At 64.1% G+C, this 19,177-nt stretch carries 21 protein-coding genes; 12 read left to right on the forward strand and 9 right to left on the reverse strand.

Annotated elements, in window-relative coordinates; genetic code table 11:
* Window positions 1-2: 2 nt before the first annotated feature.
* The 4 genes from ACP7DD_RS18400 to ACP7DD_RS18415 all read left to right on the forward strand — a co-directional run bounded on the left by ACP7DD_RS18400 (window position 3) and on the right by ACP7DD_RS18415 (window position 4,332).
* Window positions 3-1,952 (forward strand): ABC transporter permease subunit, encoded by a 1,950-nt coding sequence (locus ACP7DD_RS18400; protein ID WP_426176250.1) that lies wholly within the window; start codon window positions 3-5, stop codon window positions 1,950-1,952.
* 10 nt (window positions 1,953-1,962) lie between these two features.
* Window positions 1,963-2,691 (forward strand): ABC transporter ATP-binding protein, encoded by a 729-nt coding sequence (locus ACP7DD_RS18405; RefSeq protein WP_426176251.1) that lies wholly within the window; start codon window positions 1,963-1,965, stop codon window positions 2,689-2,691.
* A 17-nt stretch (window positions 2,692-2,708) separates the two neighbouring features.
* Window positions 2,709-3,608: an EamA family transporter gene (locus ACP7DD_RS18410; RefSeq protein ID WP_426176311.1), complete on the forward strand. Its 900-nt coding sequence runs from the start codon at window positions 2,709-2,711 to the stop codon at window positions 3,606-3,608.
* A 94-nt stretch (window positions 3,609-3,702) separates the two neighbouring features.
* Complete coding sequence (locus ACP7DD_RS18415) at window positions 3,703-4,332, forward strand: hypothetical protein (protein WP_426176252.1); 630 nt, start codon at window positions 3,703-3,705, stop codon at window positions 4,330-4,332.
* 101 nt (window positions 4,333-4,433) lie between these two features.
* Here the strand turns inward: ACP7DD_RS18415 and ACP7DD_RS18420 are convergent, their stop codons facing one another.
* Window positions 4,434-4,598 (reverse strand): hypothetical protein, encoded by a 165-nt coding sequence (locus ACP7DD_RS18420; protein ID WP_426176253.1) that lies wholly within the window; start codon window positions 4,596-4,598, stop codon window positions 4,434-4,436.
* A gap of 148 nt (window positions 4,599-4,746) precedes the next feature.
* Here ACP7DD_RS18420 and ACP7DD_RS18425 point away from each other — a divergent pair, with 148 nt between their 5' ends.
* Both ACP7DD_RS18425 and ACP7DD_RS18430 read left to right on the forward strand, forming a co-directional pair.
* Window positions 4,747-5,754, forward strand: a complete 1,008-nt coding sequence (locus ACP7DD_RS18425) for a hybrid sensor histidine kinase/response regulator (RefSeq protein ID WP_426176254.1) — start codon at window positions 4,747-4,749, stop codon at window positions 5,752-5,754.
* A 162-nt stretch (window positions 5,755-5,916) separates the two neighbouring features.
* Window positions 5,917-6,576: a hypothetical protein gene (locus tag ACP7DD_RS18430; RefSeq protein ID WP_426176255.1), complete on the forward strand. Its 660-nt coding sequence runs from the start codon at window positions 5,917-5,919 to the stop codon at window positions 6,574-6,576.
* A 115-nt stretch (window positions 6,577-6,691) separates the two neighbouring features.
* Here the strand turns inward: ACP7DD_RS18430 and ACP7DD_RS18435 are convergent, their stop codons facing one another.
* Window positions 6,692-7,465, reverse strand: coding sequence for a DUF72 domain-containing protein (locus ACP7DD_RS18435; RefSeq protein ID WP_426176256.1), 774 nt, complete (start codon window positions 7,463-7,465; stop codon window positions 6,692-6,694).
* A gap of 127 nt (window positions 7,466-7,592) precedes the next feature.
* Here ACP7DD_RS18435 and trxC point away from each other — a divergent pair, with 127 nt between their 5' ends.
* The 3 genes from trxC to ACP7DD_RS18450 all read left to right on the forward strand — a co-directional run bounded on the left by trxC (window position 7,593) and on the right by ACP7DD_RS18450 (window position 9,520).
* Window positions 7,593-8,033, forward strand: coding sequence for a thioredoxin TrxC (trxC, locus tag ACP7DD_RS18440; RefSeq protein ID WP_426176257.1), 441 nt, complete (start codon window positions 7,593-7,595; stop codon window positions 8,031-8,033).
* Between the two features lie 73 nt (window positions 8,034-8,106).
* Window positions 8,107-8,469, forward strand: coding sequence for a DUF4870 family protein (locus ACP7DD_RS18445; protein ID WP_426176258.1), 363 nt, complete (start codon window positions 8,107-8,109; stop codon window positions 8,467-8,469).
* 91 nt (window positions 8,470-8,560) lie between these two features.
* Complete coding sequence (locus ACP7DD_RS18450) at window positions 8,561-9,520, forward strand: chemotaxis protein (RefSeq protein WP_426176259.1); 960 nt, start codon at window positions 8,561-8,563, stop codon at window positions 9,518-9,520.
* A gap of 105 nt (window positions 9,521-9,625) precedes the next feature.
* Here ACP7DD_RS18450 and ACP7DD_RS18455 read toward each other — a convergent pair whose 3' ends face one another.
* From ACP7DD_RS18455 to phaC, 4 genes are all read right to left on the reverse strand, one after another.
* Window positions 9,626-10,789 (reverse strand): cystathionine beta-lyase, encoded by a 1,164-nt coding sequence (locus tag ACP7DD_RS18455; protein ID WP_426176260.1) that lies wholly within the window; start codon window positions 10,787-10,789, stop codon window positions 9,626-9,628.
* A 2-nt stretch (window positions 10,790-10,791) separates the two neighbouring features.
* Window positions 10,792-12,141: a 30S ribosomal protein S12 methylthiotransferase RimO gene (rimO, locus tag ACP7DD_RS18460; protein ID WP_426176261.1), complete on the reverse strand. Its 1,350-nt coding sequence runs from the start codon at window positions 12,139-12,141 to the stop codon at window positions 10,792-10,794.
* Between the two features lie 178 nt (window positions 12,142-12,319).
* Window positions 12,320-12,871, reverse strand: a complete 552-nt coding sequence (gene phaR, locus ACP7DD_RS18465; protein WP_099787868.1) for a polyhydroxyalkanoate synthesis repressor PhaR — start codon at window positions 12,869-12,871, stop codon at window positions 12,320-12,322.
* A 185-nt stretch (window positions 12,872-13,056) separates the two neighbouring features.
* Window positions 13,057-14,796, reverse strand: a complete 1,740-nt coding sequence (gene phaC, locus ACP7DD_RS18470) for a class I poly(R)-hydroxyalkanoic acid synthase (RefSeq protein ID WP_426176262.1) — start codon at window positions 14,794-14,796, stop codon at window positions 13,057-13,059.
* A gap of 45 nt (window positions 14,797-14,841) precedes the next feature.
* Here phaC and ACP7DD_RS18475 point away from each other — a divergent pair, with 45 nt between their 5' ends.
* Window positions 14,842-15,105, forward strand: a complete 264-nt coding sequence (locus ACP7DD_RS18475) for a hypothetical protein (protein ID WP_426176263.1) — start codon at window positions 14,842-14,844, stop codon at window positions 15,103-15,105.
* A 21-nt stretch (window positions 15,106-15,126) separates the two neighbouring features.
* Here the strand turns inward: ACP7DD_RS18475 and pgeF are convergent, their stop codons facing one another.
* Window positions 15,127-15,918: a peptidoglycan editing factor PgeF gene (gene pgeF / locus ACP7DD_RS18480; protein ID WP_426176264.1), complete on the reverse strand. Its 792-nt coding sequence runs from the start codon at window positions 15,916-15,918 to the stop codon at window positions 15,127-15,129.
* On the reverse strand, window positions 15,903-16,955 hold the full coding sequence (locus ACP7DD_RS18485) for an RluA family pseudouridine synthase (protein WP_426176265.1): 1,053 nt from the start codon (window positions 16,953-16,955) through the stop codon (window positions 15,903-15,905). The genes pgeF and ACP7DD_RS18485 overlap by 16 nt, the downstream gene beginning before the upstream one ends.
* Before the next feature lie 65 nt (window positions 16,956-17,020).
* On the opposite strand from ACP7DD_RS18485, the gene ACP7DD_RS18490 reads away from it, so the two are divergent.
* The gene (locus ACP7DD_RS18490) at window positions 17,021-17,830 is read left to right on the forward strand and encodes an outer membrane protein assembly factor BamD (protein WP_426176266.1); all 810 of its coding nucleotides are present in this window, start codon (window positions 17,021-17,023) and stop codon (window positions 17,828-17,830) included.
* Between the two features lie 64 nt (window positions 17,831-17,894).
* Here the strand turns inward: ACP7DD_RS18490 and yaaA are convergent, their stop codons facing one another.
* Window positions 17,895-18,659, reverse strand: a complete 765-nt coding sequence (gene yaaA, locus ACP7DD_RS18495) for a peroxide stress protein YaaA (RefSeq protein ID WP_426176267.1) — start codon at window positions 18,657-18,659, stop codon at window positions 17,895-17,897.
* 38 nt (window positions 18,660-18,697) lie between these two features.
* Here yaaA and ACP7DD_RS18500 point away from each other — a divergent pair, with 38 nt between their 5' ends.
* A complete protein-coding gene (locus ACP7DD_RS18500; RefSeq protein WP_426176268.1) occupies window positions 18,698-19,153 on the forward strand; it encodes a putative toxin-antitoxin system toxin component, PIN family in 456 nt (151 codons plus the stop codon).
* The last annotated feature ends 24 nt before the right edge of the window (window positions 19,154-19,177 follow it).

The raw sequence follows: 19,177 nt of genomic DNA on the forward strand, positions 1-19,177 counted from the left end.
CGATGAACAAGAAATCCCTACTCCTTGGCGTGGCCGGTGCCGCCGCGCTGGCGCTGTTCCCGCAAGTGGTCACCAATCCGTACTACGTCCACCTGGCGCAGACGGTGCTGATCTACGCGATCCTGCTGTTCGGCCTGGACATCGTGGTCGGCTACACCGGCCAGGTATCGCTCGGCCACGCCGGCCTGTTTGGCATCGGCTCGTACATCACCGGCGTGCTGGTGTTTAAATTCGGCCTGGCCTGGTACCTCGCCATCCCCGCCAGCATCGCCGGCACGGCGCTGTTCGGCGCGATCCTGGCGTTACCGGCGCTGCGCGTGACGGGCCCCTACCTGGCGATGGTCACGCTGGCATTCGGCACCATCATCGCGATCCTGATCAATGAGATGACCTGGCTGACCGAGGGCCCGATGGGCATCAAGATCGGCAAACCCGTCATCATGGGCGCCAAGCTGCATGAAGTGGGCTACTTCTACATGGTCGCCGCATTCATGTTCGTGTCGCTCGTGCTGGTGCACCGCATCCTCAAGTCGCACCTCGGGCGCGCCTTCGAAGCGCTGCGCGACAGCCCGATCGCGTCCGACTGCATGGGCGTGTCGGTGTACCGCTACAAGGTCTACGCATTCGTCATCAGCGCCGGCCTGGCCGGCCTTGCCGGCAGCTTGTATTCCTATTCCGAGGAGTACATCAATCCGAGCAGCTACAACTTCGAGCTGACCATCCTGTTCCTGCTGGCGGTGATCATGGGCGGGCGCAAGAGCCGCACCGGTTCGCTGCTCGGCGCGCTGATCGTGGTGATGCTGCCTAGCCTGCTGGCCGACATTGAACTGTTCCGCCAGATCGCCGTCACCGCCGCGGTGCTCGGCACGATCGGCGCCGGTATCGCCATCGCGCGCAAGCGCATCAACCCGCGCACCGCGCTGGTGCCACTGGTGGCCACCATCGGCATGGCGATGTTCTCGTACAAGCTCGAAAGCGTGACCGACTGGCGCCTGACCATCTTCGGCCTGATGACGCTGTTCGTCGTCTACTACCTGCAGGACGGTATCGTCGGCTGGGTGCGCAGCATGCTCGGACGCGGCGCGGTGCACGACAAGTCGCTGGCGGTGGAAGCTGCCAACGCCGATCCGTTCGCCGGCATGAAGACCGGCACTGCCGGCGCCACCTTGCTGAAGGTGGACAAGGTGCTGATGCAGTTCGGCGGCCTGAAGGCACTCAACATGGTCGACCTGAACGTGGCCGAGCGCTCGGTGCACGGCCTGATCGGCCCGAACGGTTCCGGCAAGAGCACGATGATGAACGTGCTGACCGGGATCTACAAGCCGACCGCCGGCCAGGTCCATTTCGACGGCGTGGCGATTGCCGGCCGCACGCCATCGGAAATCGCCCTCGGCGGCATCGCCCGCACGTTCCAGAACGTGCAGCTGTTCGGCGAGATGACCGCCACCGAGAACGTACTGGTCGGCCTGCACCACACGTTCGACTCGAACGTGGCCGACGTGATGGTGCATTCGCCGCGCTACAAGCGCGAAGAGCGCGAAGCACGCCAGCGCGCCGCCAGCATCCTCGAATTCGTCGGCCTTGGTTCGCTTGCCAACGAGGAAGCGCGCAATCTGCCTTACGGCAAACAGCGCCTGCTCGAAATCGGCCGCGCGCTGGGCCTCAATCCACGCCTGCTGCTGCTCGACGAGCCGGCCGCCGGCCTGACCGCGCCCGACATCAAGGAGCTGATGGCGATCATCCGCAAGATCCGCGACCACGGCATCACCATCATCCTCATCGAGCACCACATGGATGTGGTGATGGCGATCTCCGACACCGTCACGGTGCTCGACTTCGGCCAGAAGATCGCCGAGGGCACGCCCGCATCGGTCCAGAGCGATCCGAAAGTGATCGAAGCCTACCTCGGCGGCAGCAGCGATGACATCACGCCCGCTGTCGCGGCGCATTGAAAGGACGGCCATGTTAAAGATTGAAAACCTCCAAGCTGCGTACGGCAAAGTCGAAGTCCTGCACGGCATTTCGCTGGAAGTCCCGAAGGGCAAGCTGGTAACCTTGATCGGCTCGAACGGCGCCGGCAAGACCACGACCATGCGCGCCATTTCCGGCATGATCAAGCCGAAGGGCGGAACCGTCACCCTCGGCGGTCGCGACATCACGGGCCTCGAGTCGCACAAGATCGCGCGCTGCGGCCTGGCCCATTCGCCGGAAGGGCGGCGCGTGTTCTCCACCATGAGCGTGACGGACAACCTGCTGCTCGGCGCCTTCCCGCGGTTTACCCGGGCGCGCCCGAAAGGCGACGTCAAGCACGACCTGGAAAAGGCGCTGGAGCTGTTCCCGCGCCTGAAGGAGCGCCAGCACCAGCTGGCCGGCACGCTGTCGGGCGGCGAGCAGCAGATGCTGGCGATGGCGCGCGCGGTGATGCTCAATCCGGAAGTGATCCTGCTTGACGAACCGTCGATGGGACTGGCGCCGATTTTGGTGGAGGAAGTCTTCCGCATCATCACGCGCCTGAAAAGCGAAGGCGTGACGATGCTGCTGGTCGAGCAGTTCGCCGCCGCCGCGCTGAATGTGGCCGACTACGGTTACGTGCTGGAGAACGGCAACATCTCCGTGCACGGACCGGCCGAGAGCCTGAAGACCGATCCGAAAGTGATTGCCGCCTACCTCGGCGGCGGACAGTCGCACTAGGCGTGAATGGCTCGCCGCTGAGCCTGCGCGACTACCTCGCCGCGCTGGGCGTCGTCCTGATCTGGGGCACCAACTTCATCGCCATGAAGTATGCCTTGCATCACATGACGCCGTTCCAGCTCGGCGCCGGCCGCTACCTGTTCGCGGTGCTGCCGCTGATCCTGTTCGTGCCGCGCCCGCAGCTGCCGGCCAAGTGGGTGATCCTGTATGGCCTGTTCCAGGGCGTCGGCCAGTTCGGCTTCCTGTTCCTGGCGCTGAAGGTAGGCATGTCGGCCGCGCTGGGATCGGTGCTGATGCAAACCCAGGTCTTTTTCACCGCGCTGTTCGGCTTCGTGCTGCTGCGCGAGCATGCCAGCCGTTCGCTGCTGGCCGGCCTGTTCATCGCCGCCCTCGGCATCACCTGCTTCGCCCTGAACTACCTGGCGCCGGGCGCCGACACCGGCGGCACCACGGCGGCCGGCTTCGTGCTGGTGCTTGGCTCGGCGGCGATGTGGGCGGCGTCGAACATCGTCGTGCGGCGCGCGCAGCAAGCCACGCCGCAGTTCGAGGTGGTGCCGTTCATGGTATGGAGTTCGCTCGTGCCGATCATCCCGTTTGCCCTGCTGTCGCTGGCGTTCGACGCGCCGGCCACGCGCTGGCAATGGACGTCGGCGCCGCCGTCGACGTGGCTGTCGCTGGCCTACCTGGGCTGGTTCGCCACCATCCTCGCCTATGCGCTGTGGACCGGGCTGCTGAAACGGCACGCGCTGAACCGGGTGGCGCCGTTCAGCCTCGGGGTGCCGGTGGTGGGCATCAGCTCCGGCATGCTGGTGCTGGGCGAATCGGTCAGCGCCTGGCAGTGGGCCGGTGTGACGCTGGTGGTGGCCGCTCTGGCGACCGTCATGTTTGGCCCGCGTCTGCTCGAAAAGCGCGGATAGCGCCTTCACCAGCGACTTCCAGTGCTGTAAAATTGGCGCCTGATCCCATGCGCCCCCACGCTCTTGCCATGCCCATCATCGACGCGCAGCATACATGAAGCTGCGTACCTACTACCTGCTGCTGGCTTTTTCGATCGTACTGCCGGCGGCGGTGTTTTGCACCATCGCCCTGAAGGTACTGCTCGAAGCCCAGCACGACTCGGCCATCGAACGCATTCAGGGCAGCGTGCGGCTGGCGTCGATGGTGATCGACAGCGATAAGCGGCGCGCCGAAGCGGTGCTGCGCGCACTGGCCGGCTCCGGCGCCATGGCCGACGGCGACCTGCGGCGCCTCCACGATGAAGCGCATGCGGTCAATGCCGGCAGCGGCGCGTGGATCATCCTGTATGACCGCAACGGCGAGCAACTGGTCAACACGCGCCACGCATTCGGCAGCGGAAAACTGCCGATCAGGCCCGATCCGCAGCAGGTGGCCACCCTGCTCGCCATCGGCAAGGCGCACGTCTCGGGGATGCGCTGGGGTGCTGAACTGAAGAACAATTTCGTCATGGTCGAAGTGCCGATGAAGTCGCGCTCGGGCGAACAGTACATCATCGGGCAGGCGTTCTCGCCGGCGTTTTTCAACCGTTCGTTCGCCGGCAACGCGATTCCGCCGAGCTGGCGCGTGATGGTGCTCGACTCGACCGGCACGGTGAATGCACGCAGCCTCAACTCGGCCGCGTAGGTCGGCACCAGGGCCAAACCGGAACTGCTGAAGGCGATCGCCAACTCCGCGGCCGGCGTACTGCGCCACGACACCGCGGAAGCGGTTGAAGTGTCCGACGTCTACACGCGGATGGCCGGATCGGAGTGCCCGATCATGGTCGGCGCGCCGGTGGCCGAGATTGACAGCTCGGTGTGGCGCGGCATCGGCGCCATCGCCATCGGCCTTTTCATCGCGATGGCGGCGGCGTCCTGGAAGCTGGCGACCGCCTGCAGGAGGAAGTGCAATCGCGTGCGGCCGCCGAGCGGGAACGCAACCAGTTGCTGGTGCTCGAGAAGGATGCGCGCGCGCCGAACAACAGAATGCGGCGAAAGACGAATTTCTCGCCATGCTGGGCCACGAGCTGCGCAATCCCTGTCGGCGGTGGCCAGCGCCGTGCACATCCTCGACAGCGAACGCGAAGTCGACCCGTCGCTGCTGGCGCGCGCGCGCAACGTGGTGCGGCGCCAGACCGATCACCTGCGCAAGCTGGTCGACGACCTGCTGGAAGTGAACCGCGCGCTGATGGGCAAGCTCACGCTCGACAAGTCGCTGGTCGACCTGGGCGAAGTGGCGCGGCGCTGCGTCGAGACGCTGCGGGCGGGCGCGCGCACCGCGCACTTCAAGTTTCACGTCGATACGGTGGCGGCGACCGTCGATGCCGATCTCACCCGGCTGGTGCAGATCATCGACAACATCCTCGACAACGCCGTCAAGTACAGCCCTGACGGCGGACGCGTCGACGTCGTCGTGCGCCACGCCGACGGCTGGGCCGAACTGGTGGTGCGCGATTCGGGCATGGGGATCGCGGTCGAACTGCTGCCGAAGGTATTCACGATTTTCGTGCAGGGCGCGCAGTCGCTGCAGCGCGTGCAAGGCGGCCTCGGGATCGGCCTGTCGCTGGTACGCCGGCTGGCGGAGATGCACGGCGGGACGGTGTCGATCGACAGCGCCGGCAGCGGCAAAGGCGCCAGCGTGACGGTGCGCCTGCCGCTGCTGGCGCAACCGGCACACAGCGCGCCGGCGAACGCCGCCTCAAGCAGCGCAGCGCTGCGCCGCGTTCTGCTGATCGAAGACAACGAGGACGCGCGCGACATGATGGCGGCGCTGCTCGAACTGCTGTCGTGCGACGTGGCCACCGCTGCCACCGTCCCGCAAGGCATCGCGCTGGCGCAGGCGCGCCAGCCGGAGATCGCCATCATCGACATCGGCCTGGCCGGCATGGACGGCTACGCGATCGCCAAGGCCTTGAAGGACGACCCGGCGACAGCGCTCATCGCGCTGACCGGATACGGCAGCGCGGCCGACCGCCAGCGCGCATTCGATGCCGGATTTCAGCATCACTTCACCAAGCCGATCTCGATCGAACAACTTGAGCTTGCACTCTCGCCAACTGCGTTGTGAGCGCACAACTGATCAGGGCGCCCGAGGCGATAGCCGACACATTGTGATTGCGGCAGAAATGTTTTTCGTGGGAGTATAGTCCTTCCTTGTTCCACCTCAACCCGGTGAAACGACGCGCGGCTCCGGCCTTGCGCGCAACTTGTGCTACCGCCAAAGGCCGCCATGCAGCTCGACCCCTTGTCCTTCCCCGACCCGCGTACGTTGGGCAACAGGGCCATGGCGCTGGCCATGCTGGACGCGCTGATCTGCCCCGAATTCGAGTACCGCTATTTCACGTTCGACGCCGCCTGGGGCGACGATGAGCAGATGGGCGCGATGCGCAACGGCGATGGCGACCACTGGTTCCTGCACCTGTCCGACAGCGGCGCCGCATTGAAGGGATACGTGCAGGAGCTCGAGCACAGCGACACGCGCGCACTGGCGCGCGAAGTGCAGCGCCGCGTCCCCGCCGACTTCAACTCCTTTCTGCACGAGCCGTCGTTCGCGATGGACGCGGTGAGTTACTTCTACTGGCGCCGCAGCGGCGACCACGCCTGGACCAAGGTCGCGCACCCGGAACCGGGCCTGACGCAGTGCGCCGACGGCTCTGTCGACTACCTGTCGATCCTGCTCGCGCCGGCCGACTGCTACTACGATTACGCCACCGACTACTTCGAATGCGAGCCGCCGATTGCCAGCATCGACCATATCTACGGCATGGCGCCGCTGACGCCGGCGATCGTCAAAAGCCTCAATCCCCAGCTGTCGATGGCGGAAGCGCAAGCGGCGGCCGCCGCGATTGGGTATCCGCGGGTCAGCGCTCGCGCCAGCCTGCCCTGTTAAAAGCTGGTGTCAGGTCTGACATTCGCACATTTCCTAAACTAAAAGCTGGTGTCAGGTCTGACATTCGAACATTTCATGAAGACGAAATGTCCGAATGTCAGACCTGACACCGGTGTTAACGCGGCCCCAGCAGATCCTGCAGCGCGACCGCGTTGGTTGTCGCCGCGCCCGCCGCCGTATTATCGAACACGACCCACACGGTGCGCCCCGCCGCGGTATGCAGCCGCAGGTCGACCGCCAGCTCGGCGATGTAGTGCGGCTCATACGACGAATAGTAGATGCGCGGTGAACCGTGCAGCCGCACGTACATATCGGCGGTGGTCGGCACGGGCGGCCCGTCTTGGCCCTTGGCCGGATCGGCGATCACGCGCGTGATGTCATGGTCGGCCAGCAGATGGGTGGCCTCGTCGCCAAACCAGCTCGGATGGCGCGCCTCGCACGCGACCATGCAGCCAAACGACTGCTTCAGCAGCTTCAGAAAATCGGCCGCCGGGGCAGTGTCGAACTCGAACTTGGGTGGCAGCTGCATCAGCACGCAGCCGAGCTTTTCGCCGAGCGCGCCCGCCTCGAGCGCGAACTGGCGCAGCAGCGGCTGGCACGCGAGCAGGCGGGCGTCGTGCGTGATCGCGCGCGGCAGCTTGACCGAAAAGCGGAAGTGCTCGGGCACGCTGTCGGCCCAGCGCGCGTAGGTCTGCACGCGGTGCGGCTTGTAAAAGCACGAGTTGATTTCAACGATAGGAAAGGTCGCGGCGTAGCGTTCGAGGTGGCTGCCCTCGTCGGAAAACGACGGTTTGTTCTCGCGCGGGATGGTCCAGCCGGCGCAGCCGATCAGCGCCCGGCCGGGTTCGACCAGCAGCGGGTGCTTAAGTTGGTTGTCAGTGAAGGACATCGTTAAATTTTACGACAGAAGAAAACTTCCCCCTGGCACGTTTGGCCACGGCTGGGCGCCGAACGGAACGCACAGTGCGCGCCGCTGGTCTTACAATAGCGATCACACCAGCATGATGGAGGCATCGATGAGCGACCCTGTACACGTAGTATGTCCGCACTGCGACGCGGTGAACCGGCTCAGCGCCGAGCGCCTGGCCGACCAGCCCGTGTGCGGCAAGTGCGCAAAGGGACTGTTCGTGGCCAAGCCGCTCGACGTCGACGGTGCGCGCTTTGCCAAGCACATCGGGCGCAACGACATCCCGGTGCTGGTCGACTTCTGGGCGCCGTGGTGCGGCCCGTGCAAGATGATGGCGCCGGCCTACAACCAGGCGGCGCAAAAGCTCGAGCCGAAAATGCGCCTGCTGAAGGTCGATACCGAGCAGGCGCAGGAGCTGGGGTCGCGCTACAACATCCGCAGCATCCCGACATTGGCGCTGTTCCTCAACGGTAAGGAAATCGCGCGCCAGGCCGGCGCCATGGATGCCGGCAGCATCGTCGCCTGGGCGCAGGCGAACGGCGCCAGGTAGATCCGTACGGCTGCCATGTCGAAACGTTAAGCAGTCCTGTTACAATTGTCGAATAGCCATCAAAGGAGAGACCATGTCGCAGCAATTGGTATTAGACACTAACAGCGAAGACGCCAAACAATTTGCCCGGCTGATGTACATCGCCCATGCGCTGACCTTCTTCTTCTCGCTTGGCATGCTGTCAATCATTCCGGTGATCATCAACTACGTCAAACGCCCGTACACCGAAGGCACGCTCGTCTACAGCCACCATACCTGGATGATCCGCTCGTTCTGGTATTACGTGCTGTGGATGGTGGTCGGCGGCGCGCTGTTCGTCACCATCATCGGCATTCCGGTGGCTTGGCTGGTGTGGGTCGGCGCCTGGGTGTGGAAGGCCTATCGCCTGATCCGCGGCTTCGTCGACCTCAACAACAACCGCCCGATGCCAGTCTGATCGCCCCACCTCGTGATGATTTTCAGCAAGGTGTTCATTGCCTTGCTGAATTACTGTCCCAAAGGACATTCACGACACGAGGACGAGCGACATGAAATCAGTGCAGCAGGAAGTCGACGAGCGCAGCAACCTGGCAGGCACCAACAAGTTCGAACTGTTGCTGTTCCGCCTCGGTGGCGACCACAACGGCGAACGTAGCGAACTGTTCGGCATCAACGTCTTCAAGATCCGCGAGATTGTCGCAATGCCGGAAATTACCGCGATCGCCGGTTCGATGCCGCACGTGCTCGGCGTCGTCAACCTGCGCGGCGCGATCATCCAGGTGCTCGACCTGCCGGCAATTGCCGGCTGCGTGCCCAAAACTGGACTCAATATCATGCTGGTCACCGAATTTGCGCGCACCACGCAAGCGTTCGCCGTCGAATCGGTGGAAGAGATCGTGCGGCTCGACTGGAGCCGCGTGCTGTCGGCCGAGCAAAGCGCCGGCAACGGCGGCCTGGTGACGAGCATCGCGCGGCTCGACGACGATGGCGGCCGGCTGGCACAAGTACTCGACCTCGAAACCATCCTGCGCAACATGACGCCGACCGACCGGCCAGACGTCAACCCCGGCACGATCGGCCCGGCGATCAAGCTCAAGCCCGGCGCGGTGGTGCTGGCCGCGGACGACTCGGTGGTGGCGCGCGCGCTGATCGAACAGGGCCTCGATGCGGTCGGCGTGCCGTTCATTATGACCAAGACCGGCAAGGAAGCGTGGGACCAGCTGCACGCCATCGCCAACCAGGCCGAGGCCGAGGGCAAGACCGTCTACGACAAGGTGGCGCTGGTGCTGACGGACCTGGAGATGCCCGAGATGGATGGCTTCACGCTCACCCGCAGCATCAAGAAAAGCGCGCGCTTCAATAACCTGCCGGTGGTGATTCATTCTTCGCTGTCGGGGACGACCAACGAGGAGCATGTGCGCAACGTCGGGGCCGATGCGTATGTCGCGAAGTTTTCGTCGGGGGAGCTGGCGAAGGCGATTCGGGCGGTGGCGAGTAACGAACCGTGAACCAACGGTTTTTCGTTAGCGGGCCACCGGTTTGACGTCGGGGGTACTGCGGCGGCTACACCGGGTCTGACCCCGTGGGGTCAGACCCCAGACCTGACCCCAGACCTACAGCGCGCTGAAGGCTTGCTCGATGTCGGCGATCAGGTCGACGGTGTCTTCGAGGCCGATGTTGAAGCGCACCAGCACCCCGCCATCGCTCCAGCCGCTGCGCATTGCCTGGATCCGGTACGGCATCACCAGGCTGTTGGCGCCGCCCCAGCTGTAACCGAGTCCAAACAACTCCAGCTGGTCGACGAAGCGGTCGGTCTGCGCTTCCGTGTACCTGGCGTCGAACACCACCGAGAACAAGCCGCCGGCGCCGCTGAAGTCACGCTGCCAGATGTCGTGGCCGGGGCAATCGGCGAACGCCGGGTGCAGCACCCGGGCGACTTCCGGGCGCGCCTTCAGCCAGGTGGCCACTTTGCGTGCACTGGCGTCGTGCGCTTCGAAGCGCAGCTTCATGCTCGGCAGGCCGCGCATGACGAGGTAGGCGTCGTCGGGACTGACGCCCATCCCCAGCCGCATGTGGGCCAGCGCCAGCCGGTCGTTCAACGCGCGGTCGCGCGTGATCAGCGCGCCCATCAACACGTCCGAGCCGCCCGACTGGTACTTCGTCAGCGCTTGCATGATGATGTCGACGCCACGGTCAAAGCCGCGCAGCGCGAGGCCGGCCGACCAGGTGTTGTCGAGTGCGACCAGCACGCCCTTGTCGTGCGCCGCCTTGCAGATCGCCGGCAGGTCCGGCACTTCCATCGACACCGAGCCAGGCGCCTCGGTCCAGATCAGCTTCGTGTTCGCCTGGATCATGGCGCCGATGCCGGCGCCGATCAGCGGATCGTAATAGCGCGCCGTGATGCCGAAGTCGCGCGTGAGCCAGGTGCCCAGCTCGCGGTTCGGATTGTAGACGTTGTCCGGCAGGAGCACATCGTCGCCGGTCTTGAGCAGCGCGAAGTCGACCATGGCGATCGCCGCCAGGCCGCTCGGCGCCAGCAGGCAGAAGCTGCCGCCTTCGATTTCGGCCAGCCGCGCTTCCAGCGTGAACGTGGTCGGCGTGCCGTGCAGGCCGTAGGTATAGGCGTTTTTCTCTTTCCACTCGCCCGAGCGCATGGCCTCGACGTCCTTGAACAGGACCGTCGAGGCGTGGTGGATCGCGGTCGGGAATGCGCTGAAGCCTTCGGGAGCTGCGTAGTCGCTGTGGATCAGCGTCGTTTGCGCGGACTTCTTCGCCATGGTCAAGCCACCGAGGCCCACAGGTCGTGCGCGTCGGCGGCGGTGACGACGACATCGGCGAATTCTCCGACCACCAGCTTCTTGCCCGGCATGAGCGAGCGCTTGATGTGGACCACGCCGTCGATTTCAGGCGCATCGGCCGACGAGCGGCCAACCGCTTCGCGGGCGTTGACTTCGTCGATCAGCACGCGCACGCTCTTGCCGACCTTGGCCTGCAGGCGCTTGGCGGAGATCTCTTCCTGCAGCAGCATGACGCGGGCGCGACGCTCTTCGCGCAGCTGTTCCGGCACCGGGTTATCGAGCAGGTTGGCGGTCGCGCCTTCGACGGGCGAATAGGCGAAGCAGCCGAGGCGGTCGATCTGCGCTTCCTTCAGGAAGTCGAGCAGATATTCGAATTCGGTCTCGGTCTCGCCGGGGAAGCCGGCGATGAAAGTGGAGCGAATCGTCAGGTCCGGGTTCATCGCGCGCCATGCCTGGATGCGGTCGAGGTTCTTCTCGCCGCTGGCCGGGCGCTTCATGCGCTTCAAGACGTCCGGGTGGGCGTGCTGCATCGGGATGTCGAGGTAAGGCAGCACGTGGCCGCCGCTCATCATCGGAATGACCTGGTCGACGTGCGGGTACGGGTAGACGTAATGCAGGCGCACCCACGCGCCATACTGCGCGGCGAGCTGGCCGAGCGCCTCGACCAGCTGCGTCATGTGGGTCTTGACCGGGCGGCCGTTCCAGAAGCCGGAGCGGAACTTGACGTCGACGCCGTAGGCACTGGTGTCCTGCGAGATGACCAGCAATTCCTTGACGCCGGCCTTGAACAGGTTCTCAGCTTCAATCATCAGGTCGCCGATCGGACGCGACACCAGGTCGCCGCGCATCGACGGGATGATGCAGAAGCTGCAGCGGTGGTTGCAGCCTTCGGAGATTTTCAGGTAGGCGTAGTGTTTCGGGGTCAGCTTGACGCCTTGCGACGGCACCAGGTCGAAGAACGGCTCGTGCGGTTTCGGCAGGTGCAGGTGGACCGAGTCCATCACTTCGGCCAGCGCGTGCGGGCCGGTCACTGCCAGCACCTTCGGGTGCACCTTCATGATGATGTCGTCGCCGGCGGCGTCCTTCTTGGCGCCGAGGCAGCCGGTGACGATGACCCTGCCGTTTTCCGCCAGCGCTTCGCCGATGGCGTCGAGCGACTCCTGCACCGCGGCGTCGATGAAGCCGCAGGTGTTGACGATGACGAGGTCGGCGCCCTCGTACGACTTGGCCGTTTCATAACCTTCGGCGCGCAGCTGGGTCAGGATCTGTTCCGAGTCGACCAGCGCCTTCGGGCAGCCGAGCGAAACGAAGCCGACCTTGGGAGCAGCCATGGGCGCGGTAACAAGTGAATTGGGTGCGGCGACGATTGGAATACGGCGAAGTTCGGACATGGTATGGGGAGGGACGCAGGCAGACGAATCTGCCATTGTACCGCGCCGACGGGCTGGAAGGCAAAACGGGGTCAGACCTAGGTCTGACCCCGTTTTGCCACCCCGGTGTAGCTGCGGGTTACTTCTTTTCGACGGGCGGGAACGGGAAGGCGCCGAAGATGCTCTTGCTTTGCGCTTGCATCTGCTCCTGCATCTGCACGAACAGGTTCTTGCTCTGGTCGACGTAGTTGTTCATCATGCCTTGCATCATCGGGCCTTGGACGTTCATGAACTGGGTCCACATTTCAGGGCTGAACGGCTTGCCTTCGAAGCCGCCGGCCTGGCCGGTGGTGAACTTGGCCTGGATGTCAGTAAACGCCTGGACGTTTTTCTCGAGATAGGAACCCATCATGCCCTGCATGGCGTGGCCGTAGTAACGGATGATTTGCGACAGCACCACGCTGGAGAACATCGGCGCGCCATTGGCCTCTTCTTCCAGGATGATCTGCAGCAGGATGCTGCGCGTGAGGTCCTCGCTCGATTTGGCGTCGACCACGGTGAACTCGTCCGCATCGAGTACCAATTGCTTTACGTCTGTCAGCGTGATGTACGAGCTGGTCTGCGTGTCGTACAGCCGACGGTTAGGGTATTTCTTGATCAGGCGTTCGGTACTTTTTTTCGCACTACTCATCTCGAGTTCCACTTATTGCGCCGCAGCGCTTGCTTTGAAAAAGCGGGCGTCGCCCGCTCCTGGCAGCCTGCTTCATCCATCGCAGGTTCATGTATTCATCAAAATACCATGTTGCGCGCGCAGACGCAGCATTTATTGCAGCGCAACTACTCGTAAATACAGAGCAACGAGCATTGCCATTCACATCACGCCTGTTCGGCCCTGACTTTGACGTACCGGCCGGGCGCGGCTTCGATCGGCGCGTACTGCTTGTTGCCAAGTTTTGCAGGCGGCTTCACATTCTTGCCGCCGTGCTCGGCCAGGAAGGCGGCCCAGGCCGACCACCAGCTGCCCTTGAGCTCGGTGGCCCCGGCCAGCCAGGCGTCCGGATCGGCCGCCGCGCCTTTGCCGTTCGGCTTGGCCTTGGCGATCCAGTGGCTGCGCTTGCCTTTGGCGTGCGGGTTGATGACGCCGGCAATGTGGCCGGATGCGCCCAGCACGAAGCGGTTGTTGTTCGGCTTGCCGGGATTGAGCAAGCCCATCGACTTGAACGCGGCAGTCCACGGCACGATGTGGTCGTCGCGCGAACCGTAGATGAAGGTCGGCGCGTCGATGGCGCCAAGATCGACCTTCACGCCGGCGGTGGCGACCTTGCCCGGCATGCGCAGGTTGTTCTCGAGATACATCTGGCGCAGGTAGAAGGTGAACATGGGGCCCGGCAAATTGGTGCTGTCGGCGTTCCAGTACAGCAGGTCGAATGCCGCCGGGTTCTTGCCCTTGAGGTAGTTCGACTGCACGTAGTTCCACACCAGGTCGTTTGGCCGTAACGATGAAAACGTCGTCGCCAGGTCCTTGCCCGGCAGCAGGCCGCCATTGGCCAGGCTCTTCTCCCGCTTGGCGACCTGGTTCTCGTCGATGAAGACGTCGAGCACGCCGGTGTCTTCGTAGTCGAGCAAGGTCGTCAGCAGCGTCAGGCTGGCGGCCGGCTGCTCGCCGCGCGCGGCCAGCACCGCCAGCGCCGAGCTGGCAATAGTGCCGCCGACGCAAAATCCGAAGACGCTGACCTTGGCGCTGCCGGAAATGGCGCGCGATACATTGATCGCCTGAATGGCGCCCATTTCGACGTAGTCGTCCCACGTGACGTTCTCGAGTTCCTTGCCGGGATTGCGCCACGACACCAGGAACACCGAATTGCCCTGCTCCACCGCGTAGCGCACCACCGAATTTTCCGGCTGCAGGTCGAGGATGTAGAACTTGTTGATACAAGGGGGAATCATCACCAGCGGCACCGCATGCACGGTCGCCGTCGACGGTGCGTACTGAATCAGCTGGAACAGTGCGTTCTCGAAGACGACCTGGCCGGGCGTGGTGGCCACGTTGCGGCCGACCTCGAAAGCGGACTCGTCGGACTGCGAGATGCGGCCCTTCTGCAAATCGGCCAGCATGTTGGTCAAGCCCTTGGTCAGGCTCTCGCCCTTGGACTCGATCAGGTGCTGCTGCGCTTCCGGATTGGTGGCGAGGAAGTTGGCCGGCGACATTGCGTCGACCATCTGCTGCACGGCGAAGCGGATCTTCTGCTTGTCGCGCGGGGTCGCTTCGACCGCTTCGGCCATCTCCAGCAGGAAGCGCGAGTTCAGCAGGTAGGACGCGGCGCTGTAGGCCGACAAAGGATTGGCCTGCCACTCGGGGGCGGCAAAGCGGCGGTCATTTAGCTCCGGCGTTTTCATCATGACCATGTCCTGCCATAATGCAGCGGCCTTTTGCAGGTAGTCGGTCTTGATGGCGTCCAGCGCGGCCGGGTTGATGTGGGCGCCGACGTCCTTCAGGATGCCGGCCAGCGGATTGATGTCCGGCTCGGGAAGCTTCATCCAGGATTGCCAGGTGGCGGGATCGGCAAACTGGCTCATCCAGTTGCTGGTCATGGCTTGCGGATCGGGCATATTCATGGTTCGTCCAATGTTTACAATGTCAATTTCTACCGAAGGAAATGTATGTGGATTGTCGCCGTTGCTTGGATCTATGTGGTCGGTCTGATGGCTCTGACCGAAACTTCGGTGGTCGCCGGAATTATGACCTTTTTGTTCTACTGTGTGTTGCCATTATCTATACTGTACTACCTGTCAGGATCGAAGGCCAGACGGTTGCGAAACGAGGCGGCCATGCGCGAGCGCATGCGCCAGATGGCGGCGGCCGAGGCGGAGGGGTCAACCCCTGGTGCAGATACGCCAACGCAGCCGGGACCCGAGCCCAAGTAGAAACCGGGAGTCGCCGACCCGTCACAGTTCGTTGAGCCACACCATGCTGGCGAGCCGGCCGGTGACGCCGTCGCGTCGGTAGGAATAGAACAGGTCGCGCGAAGTCGCGGTGCAGTAGTTGCCACCCCACACACGCGTGACGCCATCGCGCGCCAGCAGCATGCGCGCCAGCGCGTTCATGTCGGCCAGATACTTTCCGGCATGCCCTTCGAACGGCTGAAACGCCGCCCTCACCTGCGCCGCTTCATCATCGCCTGGCGCCGCGGACAGGAAACTGTCGAGCACATCGGCGCCCACTTCAAACTGCGACGGCCCGATCGCAGGCCCCAGCCAGGCAGTAATCTCGCCGGCGCCGGCGGCGCGCATCGCGGCCACCGTTTCACCGAGCACGCCGGCGGCCAACCCACGCCAGCCGGCATGCGCGGCGCCAACGACCGTGCCGGCCAGGTCGGCAAACAGCACCGGCAGGCAATCGGCGGTCATCACGGCGCACACGACGCCAGGCGCGGTGGCAATGCTGGCGTCGCCCACGCGCACCGGCTGGCCCGGCTGCACGCTGGCAGCGTCGACCACGGCGACGCCGTGCACCTGCGAAATCCACGCAGGCGGGCCGGGCAGTTCGGCCGCCACCAACGCGCGGTTGCGCCGAACCGTGTCCGGGTCGTCGCCGACATGCATGCCCAGATTGAGGCCGCCGCCGCCGGCGCCGTCGTCATACGGGCCGCAGCTGTTGCCGCGCTGGCGCGTGGTGGCCAGCGCACCGACATTGGCCGGCGCGTCCGGCCACTCCGGTCGGATCAGTCCGGCGTCCATGTCACCAGGTCGGGCTCGGGGATGCCGGCCTTTTCGATCAGTTCGGCGAAATCGTCGGCCAGCGGCACGATCCATTCGCACTCCTCGCCGGTGGCCGGATGGACCAGGCCGAGCCGGCGCGCCTGCAGCGCCTGGCGCGGGAACACCGGCACCAGGTGCTGCTTGCCGTACACCGAGTCGCCGACCAGCGCGAAGCCGAGGTGCTGCATGTGCACGCGGATCTGGTGGGTGCGGCCAGTTTCGAGCTGGCACTGCACCAGGCTGACCGGGCGGCGGTCGAGCAGGCCGCTGCCGATCAGCTGGAAGTGCGTGATGGCCGGCTTGGCCGAGAAACTGCTCGACACCGCCATCTTGACGCGGTCCTTCGGGTGGCGCCCCATCGGCGCGTCGATGGTGCCGCTGATGCGCGGCGTGCCCCACACGAGCGCGAAATACTCGCGCTTGACGCTGCGCGCGGCCAGCTGGCGCACCAGGTCGGTCTGCGCAGCCAGCGTCTTGCCGACCACCATCAGGCCGCTCGTATCCTTGTCGAGGCGGTGGACGATGCCGGCGCGCGGCACGCCGGCCAGCTGCGGCGCATGAAACAGCAGGCCGTTGAGCAAGGTGCCCGACCAGTTGCCGGCGCCAGGATGGACGACCAGCCCGGCCGGCTTGTTGATAACGAGGATGTGTTCGTCTTCGAAGACGATGTTGAGTTCAATTTGTTCCGGCGTATAGGCGGCGTCTTCCGGCGCGCTCTGCGGTGTGATGACTACCGTTTCGTCGCCATACGCGGTATCCTTGCCGCGCGCCGGCTTGCCGTCGACCATGACGTGGCCGGCATCGAACCACAGTTGCAAGCGGCTGCGCGAAAATTGCGGCACCAGGCCGGCGATGACCTTGTCGAGGCGGTGGCCGCACGCTTCCGGGGTCAGTTCGAGGGTAATCGGCGACAGGTCGATGCCTGGCTCGAGGGACGCGAAGTCGGCGTCGATCTCGTCTTCAACATCAGGGTCTAAAGGTAAATCCGCCGAATTCGGCGTTGGAGTTAATATCACAGCAGTCCCATCGGCTATAATCAGCCTTTCGTTGAATCTCGGTAAATACTCTCTTGCAAAAAGTCATGCAAAAAAAATTATCTCTGTTTGTTGCTTCGTTCGCACTGCTTAGTTTGTCAGCTTGCGGCTTACTGCCGGAAAAAACCGACGAGACCAAAAATTGGTCGGTAACGAAATTATACGCTGAGGCGCGCGAGGAAATGGCGGGCGGCCACTACGAGGCTGCCGTCAAGCTGTTCGAGCGGCTCGAGTCGAGCTATCCGTTCGGCACCTACGCGACCCAGGCGCAGATGGAAATTGCTTACGCCCATTACAAGTCGCAAGACCAGGCACAGGCGCTGGCGGCGGTGGAGCGCTTCATCAAGCTGCACCCGAACCATCCGGCGGCCGACTACATGTACTACCTGCGCGGCCTGATTACGTTCAACGACCAGATCGGTTTCATCTCGGCGATTTATTCGCAGGATCCGACCGAGCGCGATCCGAAGGCGACGCGTGAATCGTTCGCCGCGTTCAAGGCGCTGGTCGACAAGTTCCCGAACAGCAAATACGCGCCGGACGCGATCGCGCGCATGAGCTATCTGGTCAATGCGATGGCGCAGTATGAAGTGCACGTGGCCAATTACTACTTCCGCCGCGGCGCCTACCTGGCCGCGCTGAACCGGGCGCAGGGCGCGGTGGCCGATTTCACCGACGCGCCTGCGCGCGAAGAGGCGCTGTTCCTGATGGTGCGCGCGTATGACAAGCTCGACATGCCTGATCTGCGCGACGATGCGCGCCGCGTGTTCCTGAAGAACTACCCGAACAGCCGCTTCCTGAACCCGAATGCGAAGCATCAGGCGTGGTGGAATTTCTGGGCGAAGAAGGCGGATTAAGCACACGTCATCCTCGCGCAGCGGGGATGACGTGAAGTTTTATGTCGCAGGCTGGGCGACTAGCTCAGAGCTTGCGGCGGAATACCCAGTCGCTGTCGGTCGAATCGCGCTTGCTGAACGCGTACCCGTCAACCTTGAAGCGCTTCAGCTTCTGCGCGTCCACGATCCCCTTCTCCGCCGCGTAGCGCGCCATCATCCCGCGCGCCCGCTTCGCATAGAACGAAATAATCTTGTACTTGCCATCTTTCCAGTCTTCGAACACCGGGTTCACCACCGGCACCGGCAACAGCTTCGGCCTGACCGACTTGAAGTACTCTTCGGACGCCAGGTTGACCAGCGTTTCGGCGCCGTTCGCGGCGATCGCCTCGTTGAGCCGCTCCGTCACGCTGTCGCCCCAGAAACTGTACAGGTCCTTGGCGCCTGCGGTCGGCAAGCGCGTGCCCATCTCCAGCCGGTGCGGATGGATCAGGTCGAACGGGCGCAGCACGCCATACAGTCCGGACAGGATGCGCATGTGCGTCTGGGCAAAGGCCAGCGCCTTCGGCTTGAGCGTGCGGGCGTCGAAGCCATGGTAGACGTCGCCATTGAAGGCCATGATCGCCTGGCGCGCATCCTTCGGCTCCGGCGACCAGGTCGCGTAGCGCGCCACGTTGAGCATGGCCAGCGGATCGGACAGCTTCATCAGGTCGGCGATCTGGCCCGGCGAATAGCCGCGCAGCACGTCGATCAGCGCGCCGGAACGCTCCAGCATGTCGGGGGTGGTGGTCAGTTTGGTGGTGGGGCGGCTTTCAAAGTCGAGGGATTTTGCAGGCGACAAGACAATCAGCATAAGATTCGATCAATATCCAACAAATTAGAATTGCCGACATGATACCCGTACCAGCCGAACGCATCGTCATCGATACCAATGTCTGCCTCGACCTGCTGGTGTTTAACGACCCGCGCTGGGCCAGCCTGCTCGCCGCGCTCGAGAGCGGCGCCGTCGAGGCCGTGACGCGCGCCGATTGCCGCGACGAATACAACATCGTTCTGCACTACTCCCACCTGCCGCTCGACGACGACAGCCGGCCCGTGGCCGCCGCCCGCTTCGACGCGCTGGTCAAGGTGGTGGCGCCGGCTGCCAGCCCGGTGCGCCTGCCGTTGTGCACTGACCGCGACGACCAGAAATTTCTCGAGGTAGCGCGCGACAGCCAGGCCGCCGTGCTCATCACCAAGGACAAGGCGCTGCTGAAGCTGGCGCGCAAGACCGTCCAGGCCGGTTTGTTTCGCATCATGCTGCCCGAGGCATGGGTCAAGGCGCAGGCCGGCGCTGCGCTAGAATAGCCGTATCGACACTACGCATTCGCC

It is taken from the genome of Massilia sp. TWR1-2-2 (genome assembly GCF_049897565.1).
Taxonomy (GTDB): Bacteria; Pseudomonadota; Gammaproteobacteria; order Burkholderiales; family Burkholderiaceae_D; genus JAFCUW01.